At 69.8% G+C, this 25,749-nt stretch carries 20 protein-coding genes and 3 pseudogenes; 13 read left to right on the top strand and 10 right to left on the bottom strand.

Annotated features, from left to right (window positions below; translation table 11 throughout):
- Positions 1–276 precede the first annotated feature (276 nt).
- Complete coding sequence (locus RM704_RS02000) at positions 277–717, top strand: VOC family protein (protein WP_033527660.1); 441 nt, start codon at positions 277–279, stop codon at positions 715–717.
- Here RM704_RS02000 and RM704_RS45425 read toward each other — a convergent pair.
- From RM704_RS45425 to RM704_RS02015, 3 genes and pseudogenes are all read right to left on the bottom strand, one after another.
- The gene (locus RM704_RS45425) at positions 686–1,105 is read right to left on the bottom strand and encodes an AraC-like ligand-binding domain-containing protein (protein ID WP_438828878.1); all 420 of its coding nucleotides are present in this window, start codon (positions 1,103–1,105) and stop codon (positions 686–688) included. The two genes, RM704_RS02000 and RM704_RS45425, sit on opposite strands and share 32 nt — an antisense overlap.
- A gap of 1,164 nt (positions 1,106–2,269) precedes the next feature.
- Positions 2,270–2,428, bottom strand: a pseudogene (locus RM704_RS02010) (sensor histidine kinase); the annotation flags it as partial.
- 219 nt (positions 2,429–2,647) lie between these two features.
- The gene (locus tag RM704_RS02015; protein ID WP_033527658.1) at positions 2,648–3,049 is read right to left on the bottom strand and encodes a MerR family transcriptional regulator; all 402 of its coding nucleotides are present in this window, start codon (positions 3,047–3,049) and stop codon (positions 2,648–2,650) included.
- Positions 3,050–3,191: 142 nt separating this feature from the next.
- On the opposite strand from RM704_RS02015, the gene RM704_RS02020 reads away from it, so the two are divergent.
- Both RM704_RS02020 and RM704_RS02025 read left to right on the top strand, forming a co-directional pair.
- Entirely contained in the window at positions 3,192–4,133 is a 942-nt protein-coding gene (locus tag RM704_RS02020) for an alpha/beta hydrolase family protein (protein WP_033527657.1), read from the top strand.
- 212 nt (positions 4,134–4,345) lie between these two features.
- Positions 4,346–4,887: pseudogene (locus RM704_RS02025) on the top strand (transposase); the annotation flags it as partial.
- 66 nt (positions 4,888–4,953) lie between these two features.
- Here RM704_RS02025 and RM704_RS02030 read toward each other — a convergent pair.
- Positions 4,954–5,856: an SDR family oxidoreductase gene (locus tag RM704_RS02030; protein ID WP_033527656.1), complete on the bottom strand. Its 903-nt coding sequence runs from the start codon at positions 5,854–5,856 to the stop codon at positions 4,954–4,956.
- A 135-nt stretch (positions 5,857–5,991) separates the two neighbouring features.
- A complete protein-coding gene (locus RM704_RS02035; RefSeq protein ID WP_311588943.1) occupies positions 5,992–6,225 on the bottom strand; it encodes a Dabb family protein in 234 nt (77 codons plus the stop codon).
- A gap of 122 nt (positions 6,226–6,347) precedes the next feature.
- On the opposite strand from RM704_RS02035, the gene RM704_RS02040 reads away from it, so the two are divergent.
- Entirely contained in the window at positions 6,348–6,965 is a 618-nt protein-coding gene (locus RM704_RS02040; RefSeq protein ID WP_033527655.1) for a TetR/AcrR family transcriptional regulator, read from the top strand.
- A gap of 67 nt (positions 6,966–7,032) precedes the next feature.
- Entirely contained in the window at positions 7,033–7,281 is a 249-nt protein-coding gene (locus RM704_RS02045; RefSeq protein WP_033527654.1) for a hypothetical protein, read from the top strand.
- Between the two features lie 212 nt (positions 7,282–7,493).
- Here RM704_RS02045 and RM704_RS02050 read toward each other — a convergent pair whose 3' ends face one another.
- Positions 7,494–8,078, bottom strand: a complete 585-nt coding sequence (locus RM704_RS02050) for a DUF488 domain-containing protein (protein WP_033527769.1) — start codon at positions 8,076–8,078, stop codon at positions 7,494–7,496.
- Between the two features lie 606 nt (positions 8,079–8,684).
- Between RM704_RS02050 and RM704_RS02055 the strand changes: the two genes are divergently transcribed.
- Genes RM704_RS02055 through RM704_RS02070 form a run of 4 tightly spaced genes read left to right on the top strand, consistent with a single transcriptional unit; the run spans position 8,685 to position 13,645 of the window.
- Positions 8,685–10,358, top strand: a complete 1,674-nt coding sequence (locus RM704_RS02055) for a CocE/NonD family hydrolase (RefSeq protein WP_033527653.1) — start codon at positions 8,685–8,687, stop codon at positions 10,356–10,358.
- Between the two features lie 22 nt (positions 10,359–10,380).
- Positions 10,381–11,919, top strand: coding sequence for a class I adenylate-forming enzyme family protein (locus tag RM704_RS02060; RefSeq protein WP_033527652.1), 1,539 nt, complete (start codon positions 10,381–10,383; stop codon positions 11,917–11,919).
- Between the two features lie 8 nt (positions 11,920–11,927).
- The gene (locus RM704_RS02065; RefSeq protein ID WP_202808135.1) at positions 11,928–13,046 is read left to right on the top strand and encodes a GAF domain-containing sensor histidine kinase; all 1,119 of its coding nucleotides are present in this window, start codon (positions 11,928–11,930) and stop codon (positions 13,044–13,046) included.
- Positions 13,040–13,645, top strand: a complete 606-nt coding sequence (locus RM704_RS02070) for a response regulator transcription factor (RefSeq protein ID WP_033527651.1) — start codon at positions 13,040–13,042, stop codon at positions 13,643–13,645. The genes RM704_RS02065 and RM704_RS02070 overlap by 7 nt, the downstream gene beginning before the upstream one ends.
- A gap of 132 nt (positions 13,646–13,777) precedes the next feature.
- On the opposite strand, the pseudogene RM704_RS02075 reads toward RM704_RS02070, so the two are convergent.
- The 3 genes and pseudogenes from RM704_RS02075 to RM704_RS02085 form a co-directional block, all read right to left on the bottom strand.
- A pseudogene (locus tag RM704_RS02075) lies at positions 13,778–15,666 on the bottom strand (propionyl-CoA synthetase).
- A gap of 197 nt (positions 15,667–15,863) precedes the next feature.
- Positions 15,864–16,775: an alpha/beta hydrolase gene (locus tag RM704_RS02080; RefSeq protein ID WP_033527650.1), complete on the bottom strand. Its 912-nt coding sequence runs from the start codon at positions 16,773–16,775 to the stop codon at positions 15,864–15,866.
- A gap of 424 nt (positions 16,776–17,199) precedes the next feature.
- Positions 17,200–19,971, bottom strand: coding sequence for a helix-turn-helix transcriptional regulator (locus RM704_RS02085; RefSeq protein ID WP_052146055.1), 2,772 nt, complete (start codon positions 19,969–19,971; stop codon positions 17,200–17,202).
- A gap of 417 nt (positions 19,972–20,388) precedes the next feature.
- Here RM704_RS02085 and RM704_RS02090 point away from each other — a divergent pair, with 417 nt between their 5' ends.
- The 4 genes from RM704_RS02090 (at position 20,389) to RM704_RS02105 (ending at position 24,364) form a co-directional block, all read left to right on the top strand.
- Positions 20,389–21,222 (top strand): enoyl-CoA hydratase/isomerase family protein, encoded by an 834-nt coding sequence (locus tag RM704_RS02090; protein ID WP_033527649.1) that lies wholly within the window; start codon positions 20,389–20,391, stop codon positions 21,220–21,222.
- A 443-nt stretch (positions 21,223–21,665) separates the two neighbouring features.
- Positions 21,666–22,481 carry an oxidoreductase gene (locus tag RM704_RS02095; protein ID WP_078937137.1) on the top strand — a complete coding sequence of 272 codons (816 nt, stop codon included), beginning with the start codon at positions 21,666–21,668 and terminating at the stop codon, positions 22,479–22,481.
- A 149-nt stretch (positions 22,482–22,630) separates the two neighbouring features.
- Complete coding sequence (locus RM704_RS02100) at positions 22,631–23,722, top strand: SMP-30/gluconolactonase/LRE family protein (RefSeq protein ID WP_311588956.1); 1,092 nt, start codon at positions 22,631–22,633, stop codon at positions 23,720–23,722.
- A gap of 51 nt (positions 23,723–23,773) precedes the next feature.
- Positions 23,774–24,364: a TetR/AcrR family transcriptional regulator gene (locus RM704_RS02105; protein WP_033527648.1), complete on the top strand. Its 591-nt coding sequence runs from the start codon at positions 23,774–23,776 to the stop codon at positions 24,362–24,364.
- 258 nt (positions 24,365–24,622) lie between these two features.
- Here the strand turns inward: RM704_RS02105 and RM704_RS02110 are convergent, their stop codons facing one another.
- Complete coding sequence (locus tag RM704_RS02110; protein WP_033527647.1) at positions 24,623–25,582, bottom strand: GlxA family transcriptional regulator; 960 nt, start codon at positions 25,580–25,582, stop codon at positions 24,623–24,625.
- Positions 25,583–25,749: the final 167 nt, after the last annotated feature.

A 25,749-nucleotide genomic window follows, 5' to 3' on the forward strand; every position in this document is an offset into this window, starting at 1 on the left:
CATGCTTGACTTCCTCCCCTCTCTGAAGGCGGGGGATCATCCAGCTTCTTGGGCTCTCGCACAGGGGCGATCCCGGAGTCGACTCAGGTCAAGCGGGGGTCGGGGTGTCAGGTGGGGGACGCCGGCGGGGGAGAGGCCGGGTCGGGTGCGTGTCGGCGAATATTTCGGAGTCGGCGGTCTGAGGATGTCGAGAAGGCGCCACCGGCTCCGTCCCAGGTGCATCACCGGCCACCACCGGCCATCACCCGGCCGCGCGAGGAAGAGGGAGAAATCAGCATGGCGATTCAGCGGATGGACAACGTCGGTATCGTCGTCGAGGACCTGGACGCCGCCATCGCGTTCTTTCTGGAGCTCGGTATGGAACTGGAGGGCAGGGGGCAGGTCGAGGGCCTCTTCGCCGACCAGTGCACCGGACTCGACGGTGTTCGCTGTGACATCGCGATGGTCCGGACCCTGGACGGTCACAGCCGGCTCGAGCTGGCGAAGTACCGCAGTCCTGAAGCGATCAGCGCCGGGCCGCGCAACCGGCCGCACAACGTTCTGGGCACGCACCGCGTCATGTTCGCCGTCGACGACATCGAGGACACCGTTGCCCGCTTGCGTCCGCACGGCGCTGAACTCGTGGGCGAGATCGCCCGGTTCGAAAACAGCTATCTCCTCTGCTACGTCCGCGGCCCGGAGGGCATCATCGTCGGACTCGCTGAGCAACTGCGCTGAGAAGGAGGAACCGATCAGGCGGATACGGGCCCAGAAGGGTGCCGGAGCCGGAACTGTCGGGGAGCGGCTCAGCCAGCATGCGGTCGGCGCGACCGTCGGGTAGTGGGAGGACAGCGCGGGGGAGCCGAAGGAGGGTCAGCCGGAGAGGGCCGCCCTTGTCCAGGAAGTCGCAGGTCAGCGGATGCGAGGTGGAGAACAGCGCCATGCCGCCGGGGCCGAGGCAGGCGACGCCGCGCTTCTGCTCCAGCCGGACCGCGCCCTCCCGGACCAGCACCAGGAAGTGATGCTCGGGGTCCTGACGGCGGATATGGGCCGGGGAGCGCCGGGCGGCCATGGGGGAGAAGTCGAAGGCCGCGACCTGGCTGTACGGGAGCCCGACGGACTCCACCCGGCGGGCGGCGAACTTAGCCCTGAAAGCGGTCTGCGTGGGGACTCCGGATCGACACCGGCATGACCTCGTGGTCGACCATGTCGTGCCACCAGCCGAAGGGGTCCGGCACCTCGAGTCGTCGGTCTCCACCCCCTCCGCCCCCGCCTCACTGGCGACGGCTTCGCCGTCTCCGGCGGCGGTCTCGCCCGGCCGGGTCGCGGCCGCCCGCGCCGCGCGCAGGGCGTTGCCGCCCGGCTCCACCACCGGGCCCCGCTGCGGTGGCGGGTCGGTCCTGCCAGCTGTCTGAGACTCGACATGTAACGAGTGTGTTCCCGCCAGGGAGTTGGTAGGTAGCGTACGGTGTTCCGGGCTTCGCTGCAGGCGGTGGGCAACTGGTGGGCGAAGTGGCTGGCAGGCGGGCACGAAGCGCTCGCGGTCCAGCCGCGTGGACGGTGCCTCGGAGAGCACCAGACCCTCGCTGCGGTCGAGCGGCAGCGATCCGGCAGGTCGTACGACACAGGATCACCGGCCCGGTGATCCGGGCTGGTCGGCAGATGTGGACGCGCGCTGCATGGGGATCTGTTGCGACGTAGTACCGGCTCCGGCTGACCGAGCAGGGCGTGGGCCAGTACCTGTGCCGCTGGGGGCCTGTCTTCCAGCGCGTGGACGACAAGCGAGCCGTCGAGCAGGACGGCCCAGAATCGAGCCCAGCTCGCCGCCGAGACCCGCAGTTCGTCCACCGGCTCCCGGCGCCAGCCGCACATCGTGCGCGGCTACTTCGACGGCCCTCACGTCCGCTGCGTCCTCGCAAGAAACCTTTCGAGTTTCGGATCCATAGCTGACGAGCGGCGCCTGGGCACGCGTGGATGCGTTCAGCTACGGAGATCCGGCGACGTGTTCGTGCTCAGCTGGCCGGCCCGCGGTTCACCTGGCGGCTCGTCAGCGGCACGGCCCGACCCGCGGTGGTGCCTGGCCATGAGGAAGGGCCGCTTCGACCTCCCCAGGTGTGACGGCCCTTCCTCCTTCAGGCATCGTCCCGTCTACCCGAACGATCCATGTTCATGCCTCACCTCGCACGCCCGCACACCCGCCCGCCCGCACGGCCGCCCTCTGATGTTCCAGCAGCCGGGCGGCCCAACCGGTACGACGAGAGCGGCGATCTCCGTACCACCAGCGCCCGTTGAGGAGGGCTTCGGACCAGTGGGCGTCGATGTCGGCGAGACGGCTGATCAGCGGCAGGACGAGGGCGTCGCGGCGCAGCAGTCCGCACCGCGTTCCGTCGACGACCAGGCCCAGCGGCCACAGCGGCACGGCGAGGAGGAAGAGGGCGCCGTAGACGTGACTCAGCCGTCGTCTGCCCGGTGCCGCCTCGGTGAGGACGGATGGCGTCCCGCGAGGTGGTGTAGGGGATCAAGGCGCCGGAGCCCGCAGCCCGAGGATACGCAGGGGTCCGCGTATAACCCGCCTTGGCAGGACGCATCGCGGGCTGCCGCCTGCGCGGACGGCCCCGCGGGGACGTCCGTCGCGCCGACGCACGACTCGCGGCCGAATCGACGCCCCTCATCGTCCGTCAGCGCTGGACGTGGACTCGGACTTCCGTCGGCAGGACATGCCCGTGAGCATGTTGCTGGTGGCGGCGGTGATGACCGAGTCGAGTCGGTCCCGGGCGTGCAGGAGATCGGTGATGCGCTGGTCGACATGACCGCGCTCCGTCGCCAGCCGCTCGAGCAGGGCGGGTGTGGCACGGCCGTCGATGACGCACGGCAGGAGCTCGGCGATGGTCTTGCTGGACAGCCCGGCGGCGTACAGCTGCTGGATGAGCTGGACCCGGTCGACCGCGCTCTCGGGGTAGTGGCGCTGGCCGCTGGGACTGCGCTCGGCGCTGAGCAGGTTCTGCTCCTCGTAGTAGCGCAAGGCCCGGACACTGACGCCGGTCCGGCCGGCGAGTTCTCCGACGCGCATCTCGTCTCCTGTGCGACTTCCGTCATGCGACTTTCCTCTGACGTCAACGTCAGGTTTTACCGTAACCGACGTGCGCCTCACCACGGGGCTCTCCCGGTTCGTCTCCTGGCGTACGAAGGCCCGAACGAAGGAGTACGCGAGAATGACCGCGAGCCAGATGACCGGCCTCTCGGACCCCCCGTTCACCCCGACTGTGTCGGTCAGGCCGGTCGTGCTTCCCGCGCCGTATCGCGGCGAGGACCTGCCCGTACGCGTTTCCGCACCGGTCACTGGTACGAATCTGCCGATCGTGCTGTTCGCGCACGGATTCGGTTCGCATCTGGATGGCTACGCGCCGCTGGTCGACCACTGGGCGTCCCATGGTTTCGTGGTGATCCAGGCCACGCACCTCGACTCCAAACGCTTCGGTATCCCCGCTGACGATCCCCGCAAGCCCCACATGTGGCGCTACCGCGTGCAAGACATGAAGCAGATTCTCGACGAACTCGATCACCTGGAGGCGTCGGTACCCGCACTGGTCGGCCGGGTGGACCGCGGCCGCATCGTCGCGGCGGGGCATTCCTTCGGCGGTCAGACCGCGGGTGTCCTCGTGGGCCTGCGTGTCATGGACCCGACGACAGGCATCGCGCAGGACATGTCCGACCGCCGGGTCATGGCCAGCGTCCAGCTGGCCACCGCCGGCAAGGGCGGCGATGAATTGACCCCCTTCGCCCTCGAGAGCGCTCCCTGGCTGCTCGGCCAGGACTTCTCCCACATCACCGCGCCCGGACTCGTCGTCGCCGGGGACAAGGACGAACTCCCGCTCTCCACCCGGGGACCGTCCTGGACGACCGATCCGTACACCCTGAGCCCCAGCGGCAAGAGCCTGCTGACGGTCTACGGCGGCCAGCACTCCCTCGGCGGCATCGCGGGCTATGCGGCAGCAGAAACCACCGACGAACATCCCGGCCGCGTCACCCTGGTCCGGCAAGTCACCCTCGCTTATCTCCGCCACGTCACCGGCATCGACCACACCGACTGGGAAACGGCGCAGGCGGCGCTCGCTGGTGACTCCCACCCGCTGGGACGACTGGAGTCGAAGTAACCACCCTCGCCAGATCCGGCTGCCACACGATGGCGTCCCACTTTGGGGTTTCAGGGATCTCCGCTTTGGGGTTTCAGGGATCTCCGCGGTCGAGTGCGCGGGTTTCCGCTCCCTCGGGTGCGTCGCCTGCCGGTGACGGCTCCCTGCTCAACTGTCAGGCCACCGTGCAACTGTCCGGAGTGAACGGGCAGTTCAACCCCAGGGGGCGCACGGTGGCCTTGACCCAGAATGACCTGCTTCGCCTGCTTGAATCACTATGTTCGGCCGATGGTCTTGAACTCGTCCGCGAGGTCGCCGAGCGGCTGCTGCAGGAACTGATCGAGGCCGAGGCCACCACACAGATCGGCGCTGAGTGGGGCGAACACACCGACGCCCGCACGACCTGGCGCAACGGACACCGCGAGAAGACCGTGACCACTCGACGACCTCGTCAAAGCCCTCGGCTCCGACACCGGGACATCCACGAGCGAGGTCTCCCGGATCCGCGCGGACCTGGACGAACAGCTCGGCGCCTTCCGGACCCGCCCACTGGACCACATCCGCTTCCCCTACCTGTTCCTCGACGCCACCTACGTCAAGGCCCGCGTCGACCACCGCATCGTCCCCCAGGCGATCGTCATCGCCACAGCCGTCACCCAGGACGGCGGCCGGGAAGTCGTCGGGGTCATGGCCGGCGACAGCGAAGACCGAAGTGTTCCGGGCCCAATTCCTGCGTCACCTGCGCGGACGCGGCCTGACCGGTGTCCGTCCAGTGCCATGACCACGAACGTTCACGGTGTAGGCGGACCTGCCGTCGACGTGCCGGTGTGGCGGTGGGAGTTCAGCTGACCTCGTTGCGGACGGCGGTGTCGAGGTCGGTGGCGGTCAGGCCGAAGGTCTCGGCGGTCTCCGTCGCGTCCATGTGGAACGGCGCGTACCACTGGTAGTCCATCTCGGCCATCTCGCGGGCGATCGGCACGATCAGCCCGGCCGTACGCGTCACGGAGCGCGGTATCTGGATCAGTTTGACCGGTGGTCGGCCTGCCGCGACGGCGTAGCGCCGCGCCAGCTCACGAATGGTGACGGCCGGCGCGGACGGCACGTGCCAGGGCCGGCCCCACGCGCGTTCTTCCGAGGCGAGCGTGATGAGGGCCTGTGCCATGTCGCCGTTGAAGGTGAAGGTGTGCGGCATGTCCAGGTGGCCGGTGATCCAGGCCGCTTTCCCCTTCTGCAGGGCCGACTTGATGAGCAGGGAGTAGATGCCGTTGGCGTCCTTGCCGATGTAGTCGGAGCCGCGGACCTCGACGGTGCGGATCCCCCCGGCGAGGGCCTGTTCCCACATGCGTCTGCGCAGCCGACCCTTGTGCCCGGTGGCGGCCATGGGGGTGTGTTCGTTCATCCAGCCACCGGGCTGCGGACCGTAGGCGTAAAGGCTGCCGGTCAGCGCGAGCACGGCGTCGTTCGCCTTGGCGGCGGTGATGGCCGCCGTCTGCAGGGGCGGCAACAGGCGCTCCCACACCGTGTATGAGGGTGGATTGGCGCAGTGGTAGATCACTTCCGCCCCGCGGGACAGCTCGGTCAGGCGGGACGGGTCGGACGCGTCCGCGGCGACCCGGTCGACCAGCGGGTGCTCGGGGCCGGTGCCGCTGCGGGTGACGATCCGGACGCTCTCGCCGCGCTCGGCGAGCAGACGAGCGACGTTGGTGCCGATGGAACCGGCACCGATGATGACGTGCTTGGCCATGACGGTTTCTCCCTCTCCGGGGTATCGGTCAGTCGTCCACGCCGGAGCCGGTGGAGGTGGGCACCTCGGCGAGCATGCCGGCGATCTGCGGGTTGAGCTCGTTGCGGCGCCGGTGCAGTTCCTGGATCTTGGCGTTCAGGTCAGGAGCCTCGTCGTCACCGACGTCGAAGATCTCCAGCCGTTCGACCAGGTGCAGTCCGAGGTGGTCGGCTGGTGGGTGGTCGGGTGCGTCAGGTAGGCGAAGAGCCCGTCGAGATGTTCGACGACGAACACCGCGCCGTACGTGTAGTCGCCGCCGTGGTCGCGGCCGACGGCGAAGGACTTGACGGCGGGGTTCGACCGGCCCTGATTGCCCCAGCTCTCCGGCACCCCCTCGATCTGCTTCCTAACGTCGTTAGATTTCCTAACGGCGTTAACTATGACGCGAGTGGTCGGCGCGGTCAAGGCGGTGACTACTGTTCGAGGACACCATCGAAGCGAAGTGACGGACCATGTCGACCAGCACGAGACGGGCCCGCGAACGGGCGAACACCCGGGAGCGGATCATCGAGGCCGCGCTGCACGTTCTCGAGACCGAGGGCGTCGCGGCCCTGACGATCCGGCGCATCGCCACCGATGTCGAATATTCCGCGCCCGTCGTCTACCAGCACTTCGCCAACAAGGACGCGCTCGTACTGGAGTTGGTCGCGCACGGTCACCGCCTGATGCTGAGCGAGTTCCGCCGAGCCGCGCAGGAGCCCGATACGGACCGGCGCATGACAGGCATCGCGTCGCAGTACGTCCGGTTCGCCGACGAGCACCCCCACCTCTTCCAGGTCATGAACGACCCGATGGTCGACGCGGACGAACGCCGACGCGTCGCGGAACCGGTCATCGACGTCCTCAAGGAGCTGCTCACCACCTGGTCGGCTGCACACGACGTGGTCCTGGCCGATTTCGACCAGGCTTGTGAGATCCTCTGGGGCACTCTGTACGGCATCGCGTCGCTCAGTCACCTCGGCAGCGTCGGCAACGATCGCGCCCGATACCTCGCCGAACAGGCGCTTCGCGCGATCCTCCTCGCCTGGCGAACCGAGACGCCGGCGAACGGTCGACCGGCGAGCAGCTAGGTGCTCTGACCGCTGTGGTTCGCCGGGGTCAGCTGGAGGACCGGAGTGGTTCTTCGAGATCGTCTTCGTGGGGCTGCCGATCGATCGTGACGAGGTCGAGGAGGCTCTGGAGACGGCGTCGTTGGCCCCACCGCGTGCGATGGCGAGGCTCAAACCGCTCAGCGGTGTCACCGACTCGTGTGATCTCGCGGTGAAACTCTGGACGGAGCGCCCTGCCCATACCGACGTCGAAGCGGTCGTTCGCCGCTACGTCAGCCTGCTCCGAGCCGGGAGGATCCCTGAGGCCGATCAACTCATCGACGTTGAGATCACCTAGCGCGCGCGGATAATCAAGGTGGCATTGGGCTTCTGGGTCAGGCCCACCGACGCCGGCTGGGTCGTCATGGGACCGGCCACCTACCGGTGGAAGCCACGAAAGAGCAGCATGATCCAGGTGTCAGCACACTTCTGCCGCCAGTGGACCATCACATGCTGTCGATGTAGGACCCGACCAGCCCGAGTATCCCGCCTCGTGGCCGAGGCGAGCCGTCATGAGAGCGTCTGGCCGGCGTTGTCGTACACAAGAAGCCGGTCATCGCGAAGGCGCACCCCTGGCGTCGGTTGGTGCTCTGTGAGGCGTCCGTCGAGCATCAGGTGGCGGACGGGCATTCCACCGGACAGGACGGCGAAGTCGGCGATCAGGCGCCGGTGGCATCGCCACCACACCGCTTCGCTGCACATCACCGCGGTGCGCTCCTGAACCGCTTGGTGCATGAGGGCATCCATGGCGGTGACGAACTCCGGGCTGCGGGTATGGGCGGCGTAGCCGCGGAAGGAGGAATTGCGCCATACCGTGTCGGGCGAGTCCGGCGCCGGTTTGCGAAAGCCGCCCAGCCGCGGTTCCCACCGGTAGGCGAGGCCCTCTTCGGGCATCCACTGGGCGAGCCGTTGCCGTGACAGGTTCGGGTCGCGACGCGTGCCGGGAGCGGTCCTGACGTCCACGACGGCGGCCACGCCGGCTCCCCGAAGGAGTTCTGCCAGCGTTCCCCGGTCCGCCGTGCTGTGGCCGAAAGTGATCAGCTCACTCCTGGGGAACGGGAACTCGTCCGCGGGGTCGGTCCGATCGTCGGTCATACATGGAGTGCAGCAGCTCCCGGCCGGCGCCGCACCGTCCGACCCGTCTCGCTCGGCTATGCGGCTCAGCGGGGAAGGCCGGCCCGGGTGAGGGAAGGCGCCGCGCCGCTGCAGGGATTCCACCAGGACGTCGGGCGCCGCCCCCGGCTCGTACCCGACGAGCGCGGCGAGGTCGCGCAGCCGTACGCCCCGCCACCACTGGTCGGACATGCGCTGGAGGGAGCGAGCGTCGCTGCGCAGGGGACCGAGCAGTGTGGAGGTCATGGTCGTCACGCCGGTGGCCTGGGACACCGTGCAGCCTGGACGCCGCGCAGCGTCGCCCACGTCCCTCCGACCCACGTCCCTCCGGCCCACGCGTCCCTCCGGCCAGAGAGGACACCGGTGATGCGGAAGCGCTGCGGCGAGATGCCCGGCTCCTGAGGTCATCGCCGGCCATGGCGTCCGCGCGAGCGCGGCTCGGCTTCACCCCACGCCGCGTCGGACCCACAGAACTCTGCCCGTGACAGCCCGAGGAGGCGGGCACCACACCCATTCGGGGGTGGTGCCCGAGGGCAGCCGTCTCCACGATGTCGCGGAGAGGCGTCGTGGCAGGCAAAGGAGCAGCACATGACGGAGATCCGGATCCAGTTCGATGTCCCGGTGGAGATGCGGGACGGCACCGTGCTGCGCGCGGACGTGTACCGGCCCGCCGGTGAGGGCCCGTGGCCGGTGTTGCTGACCCGGCTGCCGTACGGCAAGCAGATGCCCCTGCTGGCCAGCATTCTGGATCCTCTGGCGGCGGCTCGGCGTGGCTTCATGGTGGTCATCCAGGACACCCGCGGCCGGTTCGCCTCCGAGGGCGAGTGGGACCCGTGGACACACGAGGAGAGCGACGGCTACGACACCGTACGGTGGGCTGCCGCCCTCCCCGGCTCCAACGGTTCCGTCGGCATGGTCGGCGCCAGCTACTTCGGACACACCCAGTGGATGGCGGCGCTGTCCAAGCCGCCGGAGCTGAAGGCGATCGCGCCGATGGTCACGTGGTCCGATCCGGACGACGGACTGTGGACCCGCGGCGGTGCGATCGAGCTCGGCATCACCGCACCCTGGACCCTCATGATGGGCGCCGACGTGCTGATGCGCCGGCACGCCACCGACCTGGAAGGGCTGGTGAGCGGCGTGAGCGGACTCGTACAGGACCTGGACGGTCTGGCGGGCGGCGGGTACGCGGAGCTGCCGGCGGGGCGGTTCCCCGCGTTCGTCCGGCACGATCTTCCCGAGCTGGGCTATGAGCGGTCGCGGCGGGAGCCCGAGTGGGCGCGGTCCTGCACGGTCACGGGTCGGCACGACGAGGTGGACCTGCCCACCTTCCAGGTGGGTGGCTGGTTCGACATCTTCACCCAGGGCACGCTCGACAACTTCACCGCCATGCGCCGCGCGGGCCGGTCGGCCACGCTGGTCGTGGGCCCGTGGACGCACACCAACTTGCGGAATGTGGTCGGCGACGTCAACTTCGGGTTCGCCGCCAACTCCGACTTCATGGGCATGCGCGGACGCCTGACCGACATGCAGTTCGACTGGTTCCGGCGCACGATCGGCGACGGCGAACCACTGGAGCTGGACACGGGCACGGTGCTGCTGTTCGTCATGGGGATCAACCAATGGCGCGAGGAGACGGAATGGCCCCTGTCGCGGGCGGTGGAGAGGGACTTCCATCTCCGCGCCGATGGACGCCTGACCCCTGAGCCGCCGTCCGCCGCCGAGCAGCCCGAGGAGTTCACCTACGACCCCATGAACCCGGTGCCCACCACCGGCGGCGCGCTGCTCCTGACCGACGACTTCCGTGCCGGACCGCTCGACCAGACGGCCGTGGAGGAGCGCGAGGACGTCCTCGTCTTCACCACCGAGCCGCTCGCCGAGGACACCGAGGTGACAGGCCGCGTGCGGGTGGTGCTCTTCGCCGCCACGGACGGGCCCTCGACCGACTGGGTGGCACGGCTGTGCGACGTCGACGAGCACGGCGTCTCCCGCAATGTGACCGACGGCGTCGTGCGGGTGCGCGCGGCGACGCCGGGCGAGCCGGCCGAGCACGTCGTGGACCTGTGGTCGACCAGCATCGTCTTCCGCGCAGGGCACCGCATACGCGTGCAGGTCACCTCCAGCAACTTCCCCCGCTGGGACCGCAACCTCAACACCGGCGAACCCGAGGACAGCGCGACCACGGCCCGGGTGGCCCGCCAGCACATCTACCACGACCCCGCCCGGCCGTCCCGCATCGTCCTGCCCGTCGTCCCGGCCTGACAGGAAGCAGGGGGGAACGCACATGTACGACGTTCTGTCGCCCGGGGCGACCCTGCCTCAGGCCGCGACGCGGTTCGGGGACAAGACCGCGCTGGTGACCTCGACGCGGACGCTGACCTTCCGCGAGCTCGACGCGGAGAGCGACCGCGTCGCGGCGGCCCTGATCGCTCGCGGGGTACGCCCCGGTGACAGGATCTCGTTGTACGCGCAGAACCGGTGGGAATGGATCGTCTCCTACCACGGCGTGCTCAAGGCCGGGGCGGTCGTCAATCCCGTGAACGTCATGCTCACGCCGGAAGAGCTGACGTTCGTGCTGCGTGACTGTGACTCCGCGGCGGTGTTCACCAGCTGTGAGCAAGCCGCCGGGGTGGTCGCGCTGTGCCACCGGCTTCCCGCACGCCCCACTGTCGTCGCGTTCGGAGAAGCGAAGGACGTGCCCGAGGGCGCGATCGCCTTCGCGGATCTGACGACAGCCGAGGGGCCTGTCCCGATGTTCGGTCCCGACCCCGCGTCGCCGTGCACGATCGGCTACACCTCCGGTACCACCGGATACCCCAAGGGCGCGGTGCAGAGCCATCGGGCGGTGGCCCTGAACTGTGCGCTGACGGCGACCATGCACGCCCGTACCGAACGCGACATCGTGGTCACCGCGCTGCCCGCCGCGCACGTGTACGGCAACGTGGCGATCAACGGGACCTTCCTCGCCGGCGGCACCGTCGTGCTGATGGACCGCTTCGCGCCGACCGACGCGCTCCGGCTCGTCGAGCAGCACCGGGCGACGATGTTCGAGGGCGTGCCGGCGATGTACGCGACCATGCTGGCCGACCCCGCGCTGGAGTCGGCGGACCTGTCGGGTCTCACCCGCTGCACCGTGGGCGGCCAGACCATGCCGGTGTCCACCATCGAGCGCTGGCAGGACCGCACGGGCGCCCCGCTGATCGAGCTGTGGGGGATGACGGAGATCTCGGGCCTGGGTACGACCCACGCGGTGCGCGCCCCGCCTGTGCCGGGCTCGGTGGGCGTGTCGCTGCCCGGGGTCGAGGTTCGCATCGCCGACCTGTCCGACGTCACCAGGGAGGCGCCTCGGGGCGAGGCGGGCGAGCTGATGGTCCGCGGTCCGCTCGTCATGCTCGGCTACCACGGCAACCCCGAGGCCACCGCGGAGGTGATCGAACCCGACGGCTGGCTCCACACCGGGGACATCGCCTCGATGAACGACACCGGACACGTCTTCGTGGTCGACCGCCGCAAAGACATGATCATCACCGGTGGGTACAACGTCTACCCGGCCGAGATCGAACGGGTCCTGGCCGGACATCCGGCGATCGCGATGGTCGCCGCCGGACCGGTCCCCGACGCCGTCAAGGGCGAACTGGCCTGCGCCTACGTCGTCCTGGCCGAAGGCGCGGAGGCGACCGAGGAGGAGTTGATCGCCTTCGCGGGCGAATCCCTCGCCGCCTACAAACGGCCCCGCCTGATCCGCTTCGTCGACGACCTGCCCAAGACCTCGACCGGCAAGATCATGCGGCGCGAACTCATCAAGTACGGCAGCGACCGGTGAGGGCGCCGGTGTCCGACCACGACCTGCCCGGCCAGTCGCTCTCCGACCTCGCGGGACAGTACGCCGAGTTGGTCACCGCCCTCGACCGCGGTGAGGCCCTGCGCAGGGCGGCCGTGGCGATGGCGGGACCGGGAGAGGCGGTCTGGGCCGCTTCTCCCACCGCGTTCGGGACACTGCGCCTCGAACACGTGGTGGGCAACCGGACGGGTCTGTTGCGCGGCCTGGAGGTCCCCCCGGGAGCCGGCCTGACAGGCAAGGTCCACCGAGCCGGAGGGCCCGACTGGGTGGACGACTACTTCCGCAGCTCCAAGATCACCCATACGTTCGACGCGTACATCCGGGCGGAGGGCCTGCGGCGCGTGCTCGCCGTGCCCCTGCTGCACAACGGGTCGGCGATCGGTGTGCTCGCCCTGGGGCGACGCGTGGACGGTGCCTTCGGCGACCGCGACGTCGATCGGGTCTCCGCACTCGCCGCCCAGGCCGCGTTGGCCGTCTCGGTCGCGGAACGGGCCAGACTGGCGCGGGAGATCGCCGTGCACGAGGAGCGCGAACGCCTCGCCGCGGCTCTGCACGACAGCGTCGGTGCCCTGCTGTTCGCGATCGGATCCGGGGTGCAGGATCTCGCCGACACCGCCGAGGGCGACGGCGCACTGCGAGAGAGGCTGGAGAGGCTGCGACGACAGGCCGCCGATGCGAGCACCGCGCTGCGCGAGTCGCTGCGTACGCTGCGCGCCTCGCCGTCGTCCCTCGCGCTGGGGGTGGCGCTCCGCGCCGACTGCTCGGCCTTCTCCGACCGCACCGGCATCCCCGCCGAACTCGTCGTCGTCGACCAGACTCCGCCGGAACTGCCCTCCTCACGCTCCGAGACCTTGGTGACCGCCGTGCGGGAGGCACTTTTGAATGTCGAGAAGCACGCGCGGGCGAGTGCGGTCGTGGTCACCGTCGGTCAGTTCGGATCGTCGATCACCGTGGCCGTCCACGACGACGGGGTCGGGCTCGGTGAGCATCACCGGCCAGGGCTCGGTCTGACCAGCACGGCTGAGGCCCTCGCCCGTCTCGGGGGCTCGCTCACGGTCCAGTCGGACAGCGACGGCGGCACGGCCTGGCGGGCGCGACTGCCATGCTGAGCGCCGGGCCCATTCGCATCGTGGTCATCGACGACCACCCTGTCGTCCGGGACGGTGTCACCGCGCAGCTCCAGCACCACGGCGACATGACCGTGGTCGGATACGCGGCCACCGCGGCCGAGGGGCTGCGGGTCTGCGCGGTCGAGCGACCGGACGTCGTCCTCCTCGACCTTCGCCTTCCGGATGCTCCCGCCGCGGAGGTGGTCGTCGACCTGCGACGGACTTCTCCCGAGAGCAGGGTGCTGGTGTTCACGGCCTTCCCGGAGCACGCCTCTGTCGCTTCCACTCTCGCGGCAGGGGCCTGCGGGCTGCTCGTGAAGGACGCGAACGGGACGACGGTCCGGGACGCCGTTCGCAGCGTCGTCCGCAGCGGCACCTACCAGGTCACTCACATCGCCGCCTCCGTCTCACCGGTCACCGCCCGCGAGTACGACGTCCTGCGTCTCGTCGCGGCCGGTCACACCAACCTCGAGATCGGTGCCGAGCTGAACCTGTCGGTCAACACCGTCAAGAGCTACCTGGGTGAGGTCATGCGCAAGCTCGGCGCCCGCAACCGCGCCCAAGTGATCATGAAGGCGCGGTCGAGCGGGTTGCTCTGACCCGTGGTGGTGCTCGGCTGCACTTGGGCGGCGTCGAGTACGGCGCGGCCGTGGTGACCGGCCGGGGCCAGGCTCGCGCCGCCGAGCGCCTGCCGCACGCGCACGCTGTGGCCCGGACTCTGGGGCGGCCGTTCACGGGGTGTGATCGGCGCGGCGGAGGACAGGGCGCAGGGTCTCGATGACGTCGGGGTCGTCGACGGTGGAGGGGATGGGTTCGTCGTGGCCGTCGGCGATGCCGCGCATCGTCTTGCGCAGGATCTTTCCCGAGCGGGTCTTGGGCAGGGCGGCCACGACGGTGACGTCCTTGAGGGAGGCGACGGCGCCGATGCGTGTCCGTACGAGCTGGACGAGTTCGGCCTCGACCTCGTCCGGTTCGCGGTCGCTGCCCGTCTTGAGGACGACGAAGCCGCGCGGGATCTGTCCCTTGAGTGCGTCGGCGACGCCGATGACGGCGCATTCGGCGACGTCGGGGTGGGCGGCCAGGGCCTCTTCCATGCTGCCGGTGGACAGCCGGTGTCCGGCGACGTTGATGACGTCGTCGGTGCGGCCCATGACGAAGACGTAGCCGTCGTCGTCGATGTGGCCGCTGTCGCCGGTGAGGTAATACCCGTCGTAGGCGGAGAGGTAGGAGGCGACGAAGCGGTCGTCGTCGTTCCAGAGGGTGGGGAGCGCGCCGGGCGGCAGAGGGAGCTTCACCACGATCGCGCCGTCGACGCCCGCGGGTACCGGCTCGCCCGAGGCGTCGAGGACGCGGACGTCCCAGCCCGGCAGCGGGCGGGTGGGGGACCCGGGCTTGAGGGGAGCGGCCTCGATGCCCACCGGGTTGGCGACGATGGGCCAGCCGGTCTCGGTCTGCCACCAGTGGTCGATCACCGGGATGCCCAGCAGAGCGCTCGCCCAGTGGTAGGTCTCGGGATCGAGGCGCTCACCGGCGAGGAACAGGTGGCGCAGGCCGCTCAGGTCGTGGTCGCGGTGAGCGTTCCCTTCGGGTCCTCCTTGCGGATGGCCCGGAACGCGGTGGGCGCCGTGAACATGGTCTTGACCCGGTGGTCGGCGGCGACGCGCCAGAACTGGCCCGCGTCGGGGGTGCCGACCGGCTTGCCCTCGTAGAGGACCGTGGTGGCGCCGGCCAGCAGGGGCCCGTAGACGATGTACGAGTGCCCGACGACCCAGCCGACGTCGGAGCCGGTGAACATGGTCTCGCCCGGGCCCACGTCGTAGACGGCGCCCATCGACCACTGGAGCGCGACCGCGTAGCCGCCGCAGTCACGCACGACTCCCTTGGGTTTCCCGGTCGTTCCGGACGTGTAGAGGATGTACAGAGGATCGGTGGCGGGCACGGGAACGCAGTCGGCCGGCGGCGCGTCGGCGACCAGATCCGCCCAGTCGAGATCGTCGGGCCCCAACTCGGCCTGCTCCTGCGGGCGTTGCAGGATCACGCTCTTCTCGGGCTTGTGGGCCGCGAGTGCGATCGCCTGATCGAGCAGGGGCTTGTACGCGATGACGCGCTTGCCCTCGATGCCGCAGGAGGCGGAGACCACCACCTTGGGGGCCGCGTCGTCGATGCGCAGGGCGAGTTCACGGGGGGCGAACCCGCCGAAGACGACCGAGTGGACCGCGCCGATCCGTGCGCAGGCCAGCATCGCGATCGCGGCCTCGGGGACCATCGGCATGTAGATGACGACACGGTCGCCGTGTCCCACGCCGAGCCGCGCGAGCGCCCCCGCGAAGACCGCCACCTCGTTCCTCAGCTGCGTGTACGTGTAGGTGCGACGGGTGTCGGTCACGGGGGAGTCGTAGACGAGCGCGGGCTGTTCGCCTCGGCCGGCCTCGACGTGCCGGTCGAGCGCGTTGAAACAGACGTTGAGCCGCCCGTCGGGAAACCAGCGGTAAAAAGGTGCGCCGGACGAGTCCAGGGCGCGTCGCGGAGAGACGTCCCAGTCGATGGCCTCTGCCGCCTTCAGCCAGAAGCTCTCCGGGTCTTCGGTGCTGGCTCGGAAGACATCCTCGTACGTTTCCATCGCGCGCACTCCTTTGTGGCATCGAGGGACGGTGGTGTCGCTGCGTGCGGAACGGTGTCGGACACAAGTACCGCACGCCGGCCGGACGGTCGAGCAGGAAGCCGGAGACCGGGGGACCGGTCACCGGCATGGCGGTGGTGCAGCACCGGGGCACCCGACGGCCTCGCCGCCGGGCCGCCGTCAGGCGCAGCCTCCGCTCACGCGCCGAGGTGCTCGCGGAGCCACTGGCCCATCTGCCCGATGGCCTGGTCCACCTCGGGTACGCGGCCCGCGCCCAGGACGAACGAGTGCTGCCCTTCGGGCATGGCGTGGGTCTCGGTGGTGACCTTGAAGTCCGCGAGGCGGCGTCCGAGCTGGGCGCCGTCGTCGGCGAGGGTCTCGTACTCGCCGTAGTAGACGATCGTGGGAGGCAGGCCGGTCAGGTCGGCGTTCACGAGGCTGATCTGCGGGTCGGTGAAGTCCACGGCGGGGTCCTGCAGCCAGGCTCCCCGGAAGAGCTCCAGCGTGGCGCGGCTGAGCATCTTGTCGTTGTCCTCGTTGGCGTCCACCGCCGGGTTTCCGAGGGTGAGGTCGGTCCAGGGGGAGACGCTGACGATCGCGCCGGGGGTGGCCTCGCCCTTGGCGATCAGGCGCAGGGGCAGCATCACCGCGAGGGTGCCACCGATCGAGTGGCCGGTGCTGCCGATGTTCTGGGGCTGGTAGCCCTGGGTGAGCAGCCAGCGGTAGGCGGTCTCGGCGTCGTCGAGCTGCGCGGGGTAGGGGTGTTCGGGCGCCAGGCGGAAGTCCACGACGAGGGAGCGGGCGCCGGCCGCCTTCGCGATGTGGCCGGCGGCCTTGCGGTCGGAGTGCATGGAGGCGGTGACGGATCCGCCGAAGTGGAAGTGGAGCAGAGCACGGTCGGGGTCGGCGCCCTCGGGGATGGCCCACAGGGCGGGGACGCCGCCCGCGTCCACTTCGGCGTAGGTGACGCCTTCCGGCTCGGTCGACGCCTTGTGGTTGGAGTCGACGATGTCGCGGATGACGGCCAGGTCGAGCCCGGGTGTGGACGACTTCGCGCTCACAGTCGCGAGGAACTCCGCGAACTGGTGTGCCTCTGGGCTTACTCCCATGGTGGTGCTCCTTCTCGGACGAGTGCCGGGCGGGGGTCTCCGCGGCAGCCGGGTCGACGTGATGGGCACGACGCTAGTAGCTGAGTATGAGAAAGTAAACCTAGGCGCTCCGGCTCCTGCGTGACCGGACCGCGGCCGAGGCCGAAGCGCGATGCAGAGACGATCTGGTCAGGGACCTTTGCTCTGGCGACCCTGCCGCGCGCCGAGGCCCGCCAGGGCGCACTACGGGCGAACCTGCTCGTCGACGAGGTTCAGGTGGTCGGGTGAGGGACCAAAGCGAAAGCAGTGCCGCGAAAGTCGTTCAACTCGCCGCTAAGCGCCGGATTCGATCGACGGCCAGGGCATTGCGGTTGGCCCACGATTGCCGCGCCGACGTGTCAGCTGAAGCTGACGGGACTCCCTGCTCCTTCTCGGAAGTGGCCGGTCAGCCGGTCAGATGCATCCCGTCCGCGAAGTCGATACGTGCCAGGTCGGCGCGCGAGACGATGCCGAGTTTGGGGAAGACGTTGGCCAGGTGATGCCCCACCGTGCGGTGGCTGATCAGCAGCTGCGCCCCGATCTCCCGGTTGGTGAGCCCCTGTGCGGCCAGCTGTGCGACGCGCAGCTCCTGCGGGGTGAGGATGGCGGCGGCGTCCCGGGCGGGAGCGGGTTGGCGGCGCTGGTGCTGTCCGGTGAGTTCCTGTTCGGCCCGCGTGCGGGCGAGCAGGGGAGCCGCGTCCAGTCGGCGGAAGGTCTCCGCGGCTTCGGTGAGCTGAGTGCGGGCATCGGCACGGCGGCCTGCCCGTCGCAGCCACTCGCCGTACAGCAGGCGGGCGCGGGCGTGGTTGAAGGGCCGCGAGCGGGCTCCGGGAACTTCCAGCGCTAGCCGGAACTGCTTCTCGGCGCCCGCTCCGGCGGCCAGCAAGGCTTGGACGTGGTGCGTCGCGGAGATCGCCCACGCCGCCCCGGTCCGCTCGGCCCACCGCCGCAGCATCCGTGCCTGGTCCTCGGCCGTCGCCCGCTGCCCGCTCTGGAGGGCGGCCTCGGCGGTGTCCGCCGCGGCGAGCAGCGCGATGGTGGGGTGCGCGGCGTGGTGCCCGTCCTCGGTCAGTCGGACCAGGCGGTCCAGCGCCTCCTCGGCCCGGCCGGCGAAGAGCGCCGTCATACCGAGGTTCCACTCCACGCCGGCGCTGAAGACGCGCATCCCACGCGGCAGCCACACCTCGATGGTCCGGGCGGCGAAGTCGGCGACGGTCTGCTCATCGCCTCGCGCGGCTGCCAGCCAGCCGAGAGTGGCGCGGAACTGCGCCGCCAAGAGGTCGTCGCCGGTCCCCTCGGCCACTTGGATCCCCTCAAGGGCGTTCGCCGTGGCCGAGGTCCAGGAGCCCTGCGCGGTGTCGAGCGCCACGGTCTGGGCCAGCGCCTGGGTCAGGGCGGTGACCTGGTCCGTGTGCCGCAGTGTCTCGGTCTCGCGGCGCAGCGCCTCCTGAAGGGCGGAGTCGATGCCCCAGGCCACCGCCAGCGGTGCCGGTGGCATCAGGAGCCAGGAACTGCCGCTGAGCCGGGTGAGGATGTCAGCAACGGGGGCCGCGACCTGGTCGCGGTCATCGGCGCCGCCGCCGTCTTCCTCCGTCCACCATGCGCGCAGCGACGGCAGCAGATCGGCGTTCGGGAAGTTCCCGTGCGGGAGCCGCCGCTCCAGCCGCTGGAGTGCCTCGCGCTGAAGTGCTCCATGACCAGCCGCCCACGCCGCCCGCAGCGCCATGCTGCCGATCCTGAACGCCTGTCCGGGATCGGCCACTCGTTCCATGTCCCGGGCCAGCTGACGGCAGGCGGTTTCCGCATTTCCGTGCGCGAACTCGATCAGCCCGCGCAACCCCTCGCTGAGATCCGCGACCGTGGACGGTGAGGAAAGCCCTTCGGCCCGCTCCAGCATGCCCCGCGCCACGTCGACGTGGCCTGCTTCCCAGGCCGCCCTGGCTCCGTGAGCCAGGCGTCTGGCCGCGTCGTCCGTCGAGGGGGACAACTTCGCCGCACGCCGCAGGGCACGGGCCGCGGTGGCGCAGCCACCGCGCGACCAGGACCGCATGGCCGATTCCTCCAGCAGCCGTGCCACTTCCTCGTCGGGTCGGCCGGCGGCTTCCCAGGCCGCCGCGAGGTGCCAAGGGCGCAGTTCGTCGGCGTTCTCACCGGTCAGTACGGAGGCGAGCGCGCGATGAACGGCCTGGCGGTCCGCGGGCGGTGCCTCGTCGTAGACCACCGCCTCCATCAGTTGGTGGCGGAAGCTGACGCGTCCGTCCGGGCGAGTGGTGAGCAGGCTCGAATGCATCGCCTCGTCCCAGGCGACTGCGTCGAGGCCGAGCGCAAGTCCGGCCTGGCGCATGGTGTTGCGGTCGCTGCGGTCGTCGGCGGCCGCGAGAAGGAGTGCGGTGCGGGCAGGCGGGGAGAGTTTCTCGATCCGGGCGCTGAAGGCGCGGCGCAGGCGTGGCCCGACGGCGATCTGCTCGTCGGCGAGAGGGTGCGTCGAGAGGTCGCCGGCCTTCGCGGACGTCGTCAGTTCCTGGAGTGCGAGGGGATTTCCGGCTGCCGCGCGGACCGTACGGCGGATGACCGACTCGTCGGCGTCCGGGGCGAAGTCGCGGGCGAGGAGCCGGGCGTCGTCGTCACCCAGTTCCCGGACCTCCATCGCCGGCAGTTTCTCCCAGAGGCCCTCGGCGGGGTCGTCGTGTCCGGTGAGGAGCATGACCACGGGCTCGTTGCGCAGCCGGCGCGCGGTGAAGGCCAGGCACTGTGCGGACGGCTCGTCGAGCCATTGGGTGTCGTCGGCGACGATGAGCACCGGCCGCTCTCTGGCCAGCTCGCCGACGAGCGTCAGGACGGCCACGCCGATCAGGAACCGGTCCGCCACGTCGTTGCTGGTGCCGAGCGCCCCGTTCAGGGCGTTGGCCTGCGGCTCCGGAAGCGTGCTGATCCGCTCCGTCACCGGCCACAGCAGTTCGTGCAACGCGGCGAACGTCAGCCCCGACTCAAGGCGAGTGCCCCCGCATCGCAACACGGTGAAGTCCGTCGCCGCGGACCGGGCCGCGTATTCCAGCAACGCGGTCTTACCGATGCCGGGGTCACCCCACACCGTCATGGTCGATCCGCATCCCTGACGGGCGCCGTCGAGGATCCGGTCGAGGGCTGCCTGCTCATGGCGCCGTCCGTACAGGTTCATTTGCTTGAAAGCTTAATCGTCTGCGGCCGCCCGGAGCCACCGCCGGCAACCCGAGTCAATGAGACCAGGTCACATCTCGACGGCCAGGCTGGCAGCCAGGATGACGGACAGGATGACGGATCCGTTTTCCTCGCGTCCTTCGTAGGGTCGGGCGTGATCAGTGAACTCGCGCCCCACCGCAGGAGAAGGACGTGGCGACGGTGATCCGAGACCGGGGACGCCGCTGTCGCCACGGCAGCCAGGGCGGCCACGGACCCGAAACCGAGGCTGTGCTGCCCGTCGTCGGCGACCGAAGGAGAAGCAGGACATGGTCACGCCTCCGCGAGACCTGGTTCCGGGCATCGCCTCCGCCGGTTCGGGGCGCCCCGATGAACACGCATCCCTGACGACTTGTCAGGGTCACTTTGGGAGCGAACGATGACGCAACCCGGCACGATCAGCGTGGAGCGGTCGGCACCAGGGATCCGCAAGATCACCTTCTCGAATCCACCGGTGAATCTCATCGTCGGGGAGACCGTGTCCCGGCTGGTCGAGGTCGTCACGGAGCTGAGCGAGGACCCGCAGGTCCACGTGGCCGTCTTCACCAGCAGTACACCCGGCTACTTCTTCAACCACTTCGATCTCGACCGGGTTGCCGACTTCCTGCCGTCCGATCCGGAAGCGACGCCGGTGTGGGTCGATCTCGTGGTACGGCTGTCCACAGCTCCGTTCGTCAGCATCGCGTCCATCCGCGGACGGACCCGGGGCGGCGGGGACGAACTGGCCCTGGCCTGCGATCTGCGCTACGCCAGCCGCGAGCACGCGGTGTTCGGGCAGCCCGAGGTCGGCGGCGGGATTCTTCCCGGCGGCGGGGGCACGGAACGCCTGCCCCGGCTCATCGGACGGGATCGGGCACTCGAAGCCATCCTCAGCAGCAACGACTACGACGCCGACACGGCGGAACGCTACGGATGGGTGACCCGTACCGTCGCCGACGCCGAGCTGGACGGCTTCGTGGACGGTGTGGCGAAGCGGCTGGCGTCCTTCGACAAGACGGCGCTGGCAGCCGCCAAGGCTCAGGTCGACAGGGCGACGCTCCCGCCCGACGCCGACCTGCGAGCGGCCTACGCGGAATTCCTCAGCTCCTTGACCTGGCCGGGAGTGCAGGCATTCCTGCCCCGGTTCGAGAAGCTCCTTGCCGAGAAAGGCCACGAAGAGGTGGAACTCCGCTTGGGCGACTACCTCGGCATCGCCCGTCAGGAGAGCCGATGAGCACCGGCTGCGAAGCTCCGCTCACGACCGGTGGCCGACGCCTGAAGGGTCCGCCTGCGCAGCCAAGCTCGCGGTAGTTCCCGCCTGTTCGGCACCGACGACCGGCGTGGCCGCCTTCCACCACCGGCACCGTCCGCGCGGCAGGGCTCGCTCGGCCTGCCGCTCTGGGACGCCCAGATCCGAAGCGGTGCGCGAGCACGGCACCGGGGGCGCCGTCGCCGAATGCGGCGGGTCATGCGAGCACCGGCCGTCTCCGTCCGGCCGTCTCCGTCCCTGCTGGGTCGCCCACTCGTGGCCCTCGGGACCGCGCCCCCGTTCCCCCGGCTCTCCGGGATCGCCGGGTGTGACCACTTGCCACGGGCGGGCGACCGACATATGGTCGTACGAACGTAAGACATACGTCCGTAAGGCATAGGTGCGTAATGCAATCCAGGGAGTTCGTGATGGCGGCAATCCGACCGGTGGCACTCGTGACAGGTGCCTCATCAGGGATCGGCAGGGAAGCGGCCCGCGCCTTCGTCGCGGCGGGCTTCGAGGTGGTCGGAACCGGTCGCAGGACGTCCGGGCTCACCCCGCCCGCCGGGGTGACGTACGTCGACCTCGACGTGGGCAGTGACGACTCGGCCACCGCCGCGGTCGCCGAGGTGATCGACCGGTTCGGGCGTATAGACGTCCTGGTCAACAACGCGGGCATCGGCTCGGCGGGTGCCGTCGAGGAGAACTCCGTCGCCCAGGCCCAGAACGTCTTCAACATCAACGTCTTCGGTGTCATGCGGATGACGAAGGCCGTCCTGCCGCACATGCGCGCCCAGGGCGGCGGACGCGTCATCAACATCTCGTCCGTCCTGGGGATCGCTCCCCAGCCCTTCATGGCCCTCTACGTCGCCGCGAAGCACGCCATCGAGGGCTACTCCGAGTCCCTGGACCACGAGGTCCGCGAGCACGGCGTCCGTGTCCTGCTCGTGCAGCCCGCCTACACCAAGACCAGCTTCGACACCAACGCCGCACAGCCCGACACGCCGCTGCCCCTGTACGCGGAGCGGCGCCGGATCTTCGACGAGGTGATCGCGGAGGCGATGAACGCCGGCGACGACCCGGCCGTCGTCGCCAGGACGATCGTCACCGCGGCGACCGACAAGAAGCCGAAGCTGCGCTACACCGCCGGCCCGCTGGCCTCGCGCGTCACCACGGCGCGCCGCCTCGTGCCCGCCGGAACGTTCGACAAGCAGATCCGCAAGAACAACCGCCTGCCCAGCTGACATCCGGGTCCGGCCTGCCGAGCTGATTCCGTCCGGCAGCCTCGTTGGGGTCGATGCAGGCGATGCAGGCGATGCGGTTCATGCAGTCGATGCCGCGGATGTTCCCGAAAGCCCATTCCTCAGTCATTCGTGTTTTGCCAAGGAGAGTCATGCAGGAGCGGCACCAGCTCACGGTCCGGCCCAATGCATCCAGCGCATCCAGCGCGAGGCGTTTCCTGAAGAGGAACGTCGGAATCGCTCTGGCGGTCACCACGACGGCGGCCGTCCTGGTGTCGGCGCCCTCCGCGTCGGCAGGCACGGGACCTTCGTATCGCGGGTCCATCGTCACCGACGTGCGGACCGCGGCGACGTTCGACTTCGCCGCCGGCGAGATCCCCGAGAACATCACCGTCAACCCCGACGGCTCGGTGACCCTGTCCATGCTCGGCAGCTGCGCGGTGTGCGAGCGCACCCATGGGCCGCAGTTGATGCGTGTCTCCGCCTCCGGGGAGCGCACGGTGCTCGTCACCGGGCAGGTGGGGGAGGCGATCAGCGGTAACACCCGTGGCAGTGACGGCACCGTCTACTACAGCTTGTGGGCCCCGGGCGACGCGGACCGGAACGGCGTGTACAAGCTGCTCGCGGCCGGCACCCCGCAGCGCATCGCCGCCCTGCCTGCCGACTCAGGCCCCAACGGGCTCGCCATCGACTCGGCCGGACGCACCCTCTACATCGCGGACAGCCTCAGGGGCGTCATCTGGTCCGCTCCGGTCTCGGGCGGATCGGCGAGGCCGTGGCTGTCCGACACCGCTCTCGCGCCGGTGCCGACCGAAGCCCTGCCGATCGGCGCCAGCGGGCTCAGGTTCCACAACGGCGCACTGTGGGCCACCAACTTCAACAAGGGAACCCTGCTGCGCATCCCGGTCACCGTCACCGGCACGGCCGGCCCCATCCGACAGATCACCGGCGGCCTGCCCAACATCGACGACCTCAGCTTCCTGACCCCCTGGTCCGATGTGGTGTTCGCGGCGCAGAACGGCTCCTCCTCACGGAACGGTCCTGACAGGGTCGTGGTGATCTACCCGAACGGCACCTACAAGGCTGTTCTGAGCAGCGCGGACGGTCTCGCCTCGCCGTCCGCGACCGCGGTGCGCGGCGACCGGCTGTACATCACCGACGGCGGGGTCCCCGAGCCCCACGACGCGAAACTGCAGACCGCCAGGATCAACTTCCCCGCCCTCCTCTCAGGCGCGGCACATTGACCGACCAGCGGCAGCCGGGGTTCAGGGCCCCGGCTGCGACGGAGGGAACACATCGTGCGATACACGAAAGAACACAAGCGGGAGACTCGGCAGCGGATCATCACGACGGCCGGCCGCCGGCTCAAGCGCGACGGCATGGACGGCTCCGGAGTCGCCACGCTCATGAAGGACGCGGGCCTGACCCACGGCACCTTCTACGCCTACTTCTCGTCCAAGGAAGAACTCGTCGCCACCGCGGTGGCCGACCAGATGCGCGCACAGCACGCGAACATCGTCGCGCAGGCGGCGCCCGGCCGTGCCGGACTCGAACAGGTCGTGCGCTGGTACTTCTCCATCGAGCAGCGCGACGACGTCGAGGACGGCTGCCCCAACGCCGCCCTGCTCGACGAGATCGCACGCTCCACGGATCCCACCAGGCAGGCCTACACCGACGGCGCGCTGATCCTCATCGACGACTTCGCCGCCCGCCTGGCACCCCACGACCCGCCCTCGGCGCGTCTGCGGGCACTTGGCCTCCTCGGCATGCTCGCCGGGACCCTGCAGCTCTCCCGCGCCCTGACCGACCGGCGGCTCGCCGACGAACTCCTCGAACAGGGCATCCGCAACGCCCTGGCACTGCTGGACGCCGAGCAGCACGACTGATCGCTTCAGCCGGTGAATCCGCGTCGGGTTGTCCCAACCGGACCGCCCCGGCGAGTCTCCCCTTCCAGCCTCGTGGTCTTCCTCGGCCAGGCGTCCTCGCGCGTCGTCCCACTGAAGATCGTCGGCGTCGGCATGGTCCTCACCATCCTGCTGGACGTGACCGTGATCCGGATCCTGCTGGCCCCCGCCCGCGGGCTTGCCGCCATCCATCGCGTTGACGTGGCAGCCGCCACCAGGATCCGCGGACGGAAGAACCGCTCAGTGGGCGGGGGACAGGGTGCCGCGGAAGGTGCGCCGGTAGGCGAGCGGTGAGACGCCGATGGCGGCATGCAGGTGTTCACGGAGCGATGTGCCGCCGGCGAAGCCGACTTGGCCGGCGATGTCGTCGACCGCCAGGTCGGTGGTTTCCAGGAGGTGCCGTGCCCGTTCCACGCGCTGCTGGATCAGCCAGCGCCCGGGGCTCGTGCCCACCTCCTCGGTGAAGCGGCGGGCGAAGGTGCGCAGACTCATGTGGGAGTGCTCGGCGAGGTCGGTCAGGGTCAGGGACTCGTGCAGGTTCTCCAGGGCCCACTGGCGGGCGGTGGCCGTTCCGCTGGCCGTGGCGGCGGGTACCGGGTGCTGGATGTACTGTGCCTGCCCTCCCTCGCGCCACGGGGGGACGACGCACATGCGGGCCACCTGGTTGGCGACCTCGCTGCCGTGGTCCTTGCGGATGATGTGCAGGCAGATGTCGAGCCCGGAGGCGGCACCGGCCGAGGTCAGGACATCTCCGTCGTCGATGAACAGCACGTCCGGATCGAGTGCGACGTGGGGGAACCATGCGCGGAAGAGGTCGGCGACCATCCAGTGAGTGGTGGCGGGCCGGCCGTCGAGGAGCCCGGCGGCGGCGAGGACGAAGGCGCCGGTGCAGATCGATACGAGGCGGGCGCCCGGTGCCACGGACGCGAGCGCCTGGACCATGGCCCGCGGCACTTCCGCCGTGACGTCCGGGGCGACGAAGGGCGGGATGACGACGGTGTCGGCGGTGCGCAGCGCCTCGGGACCGTGCTCGACGGTGATCGAGAAGTCGGAGTTGGTGCGTACCGACAGGCCGTCGACGCTGCAGGTGAGCACCTCGTAGCGGCCGCCCGCGGCCCCGAAGACCCGGCTGGGAATGCCCAGTTCGAAGGGGTACACCCCGTCCACGGCCAGGACGACGACTCGGTGTGGGGATGTCATGGCGTGATCCCGTCGGAAGGTGGAATTTCCGCCATGCTAGCGAACCGTTGACCGTGACCGTGACCGTGACCGTGACCGTGACCGTGACCGTGACCGTGACCGTGACGGTGATGGCGACCTGCTGGGCGCGTCTCCGTGGATGGTCCGGTTTCCGAAGCGCGTCGTGG

This window comes from Streptomyces gottesmaniae, from assembly GCF_031845845.1.
Classification (GTDB): Bacteria; Actinomycetota; Actinomycetes; order Streptomycetales; family Streptomycetaceae; genus Streptomyces; species Streptomyces akebiae.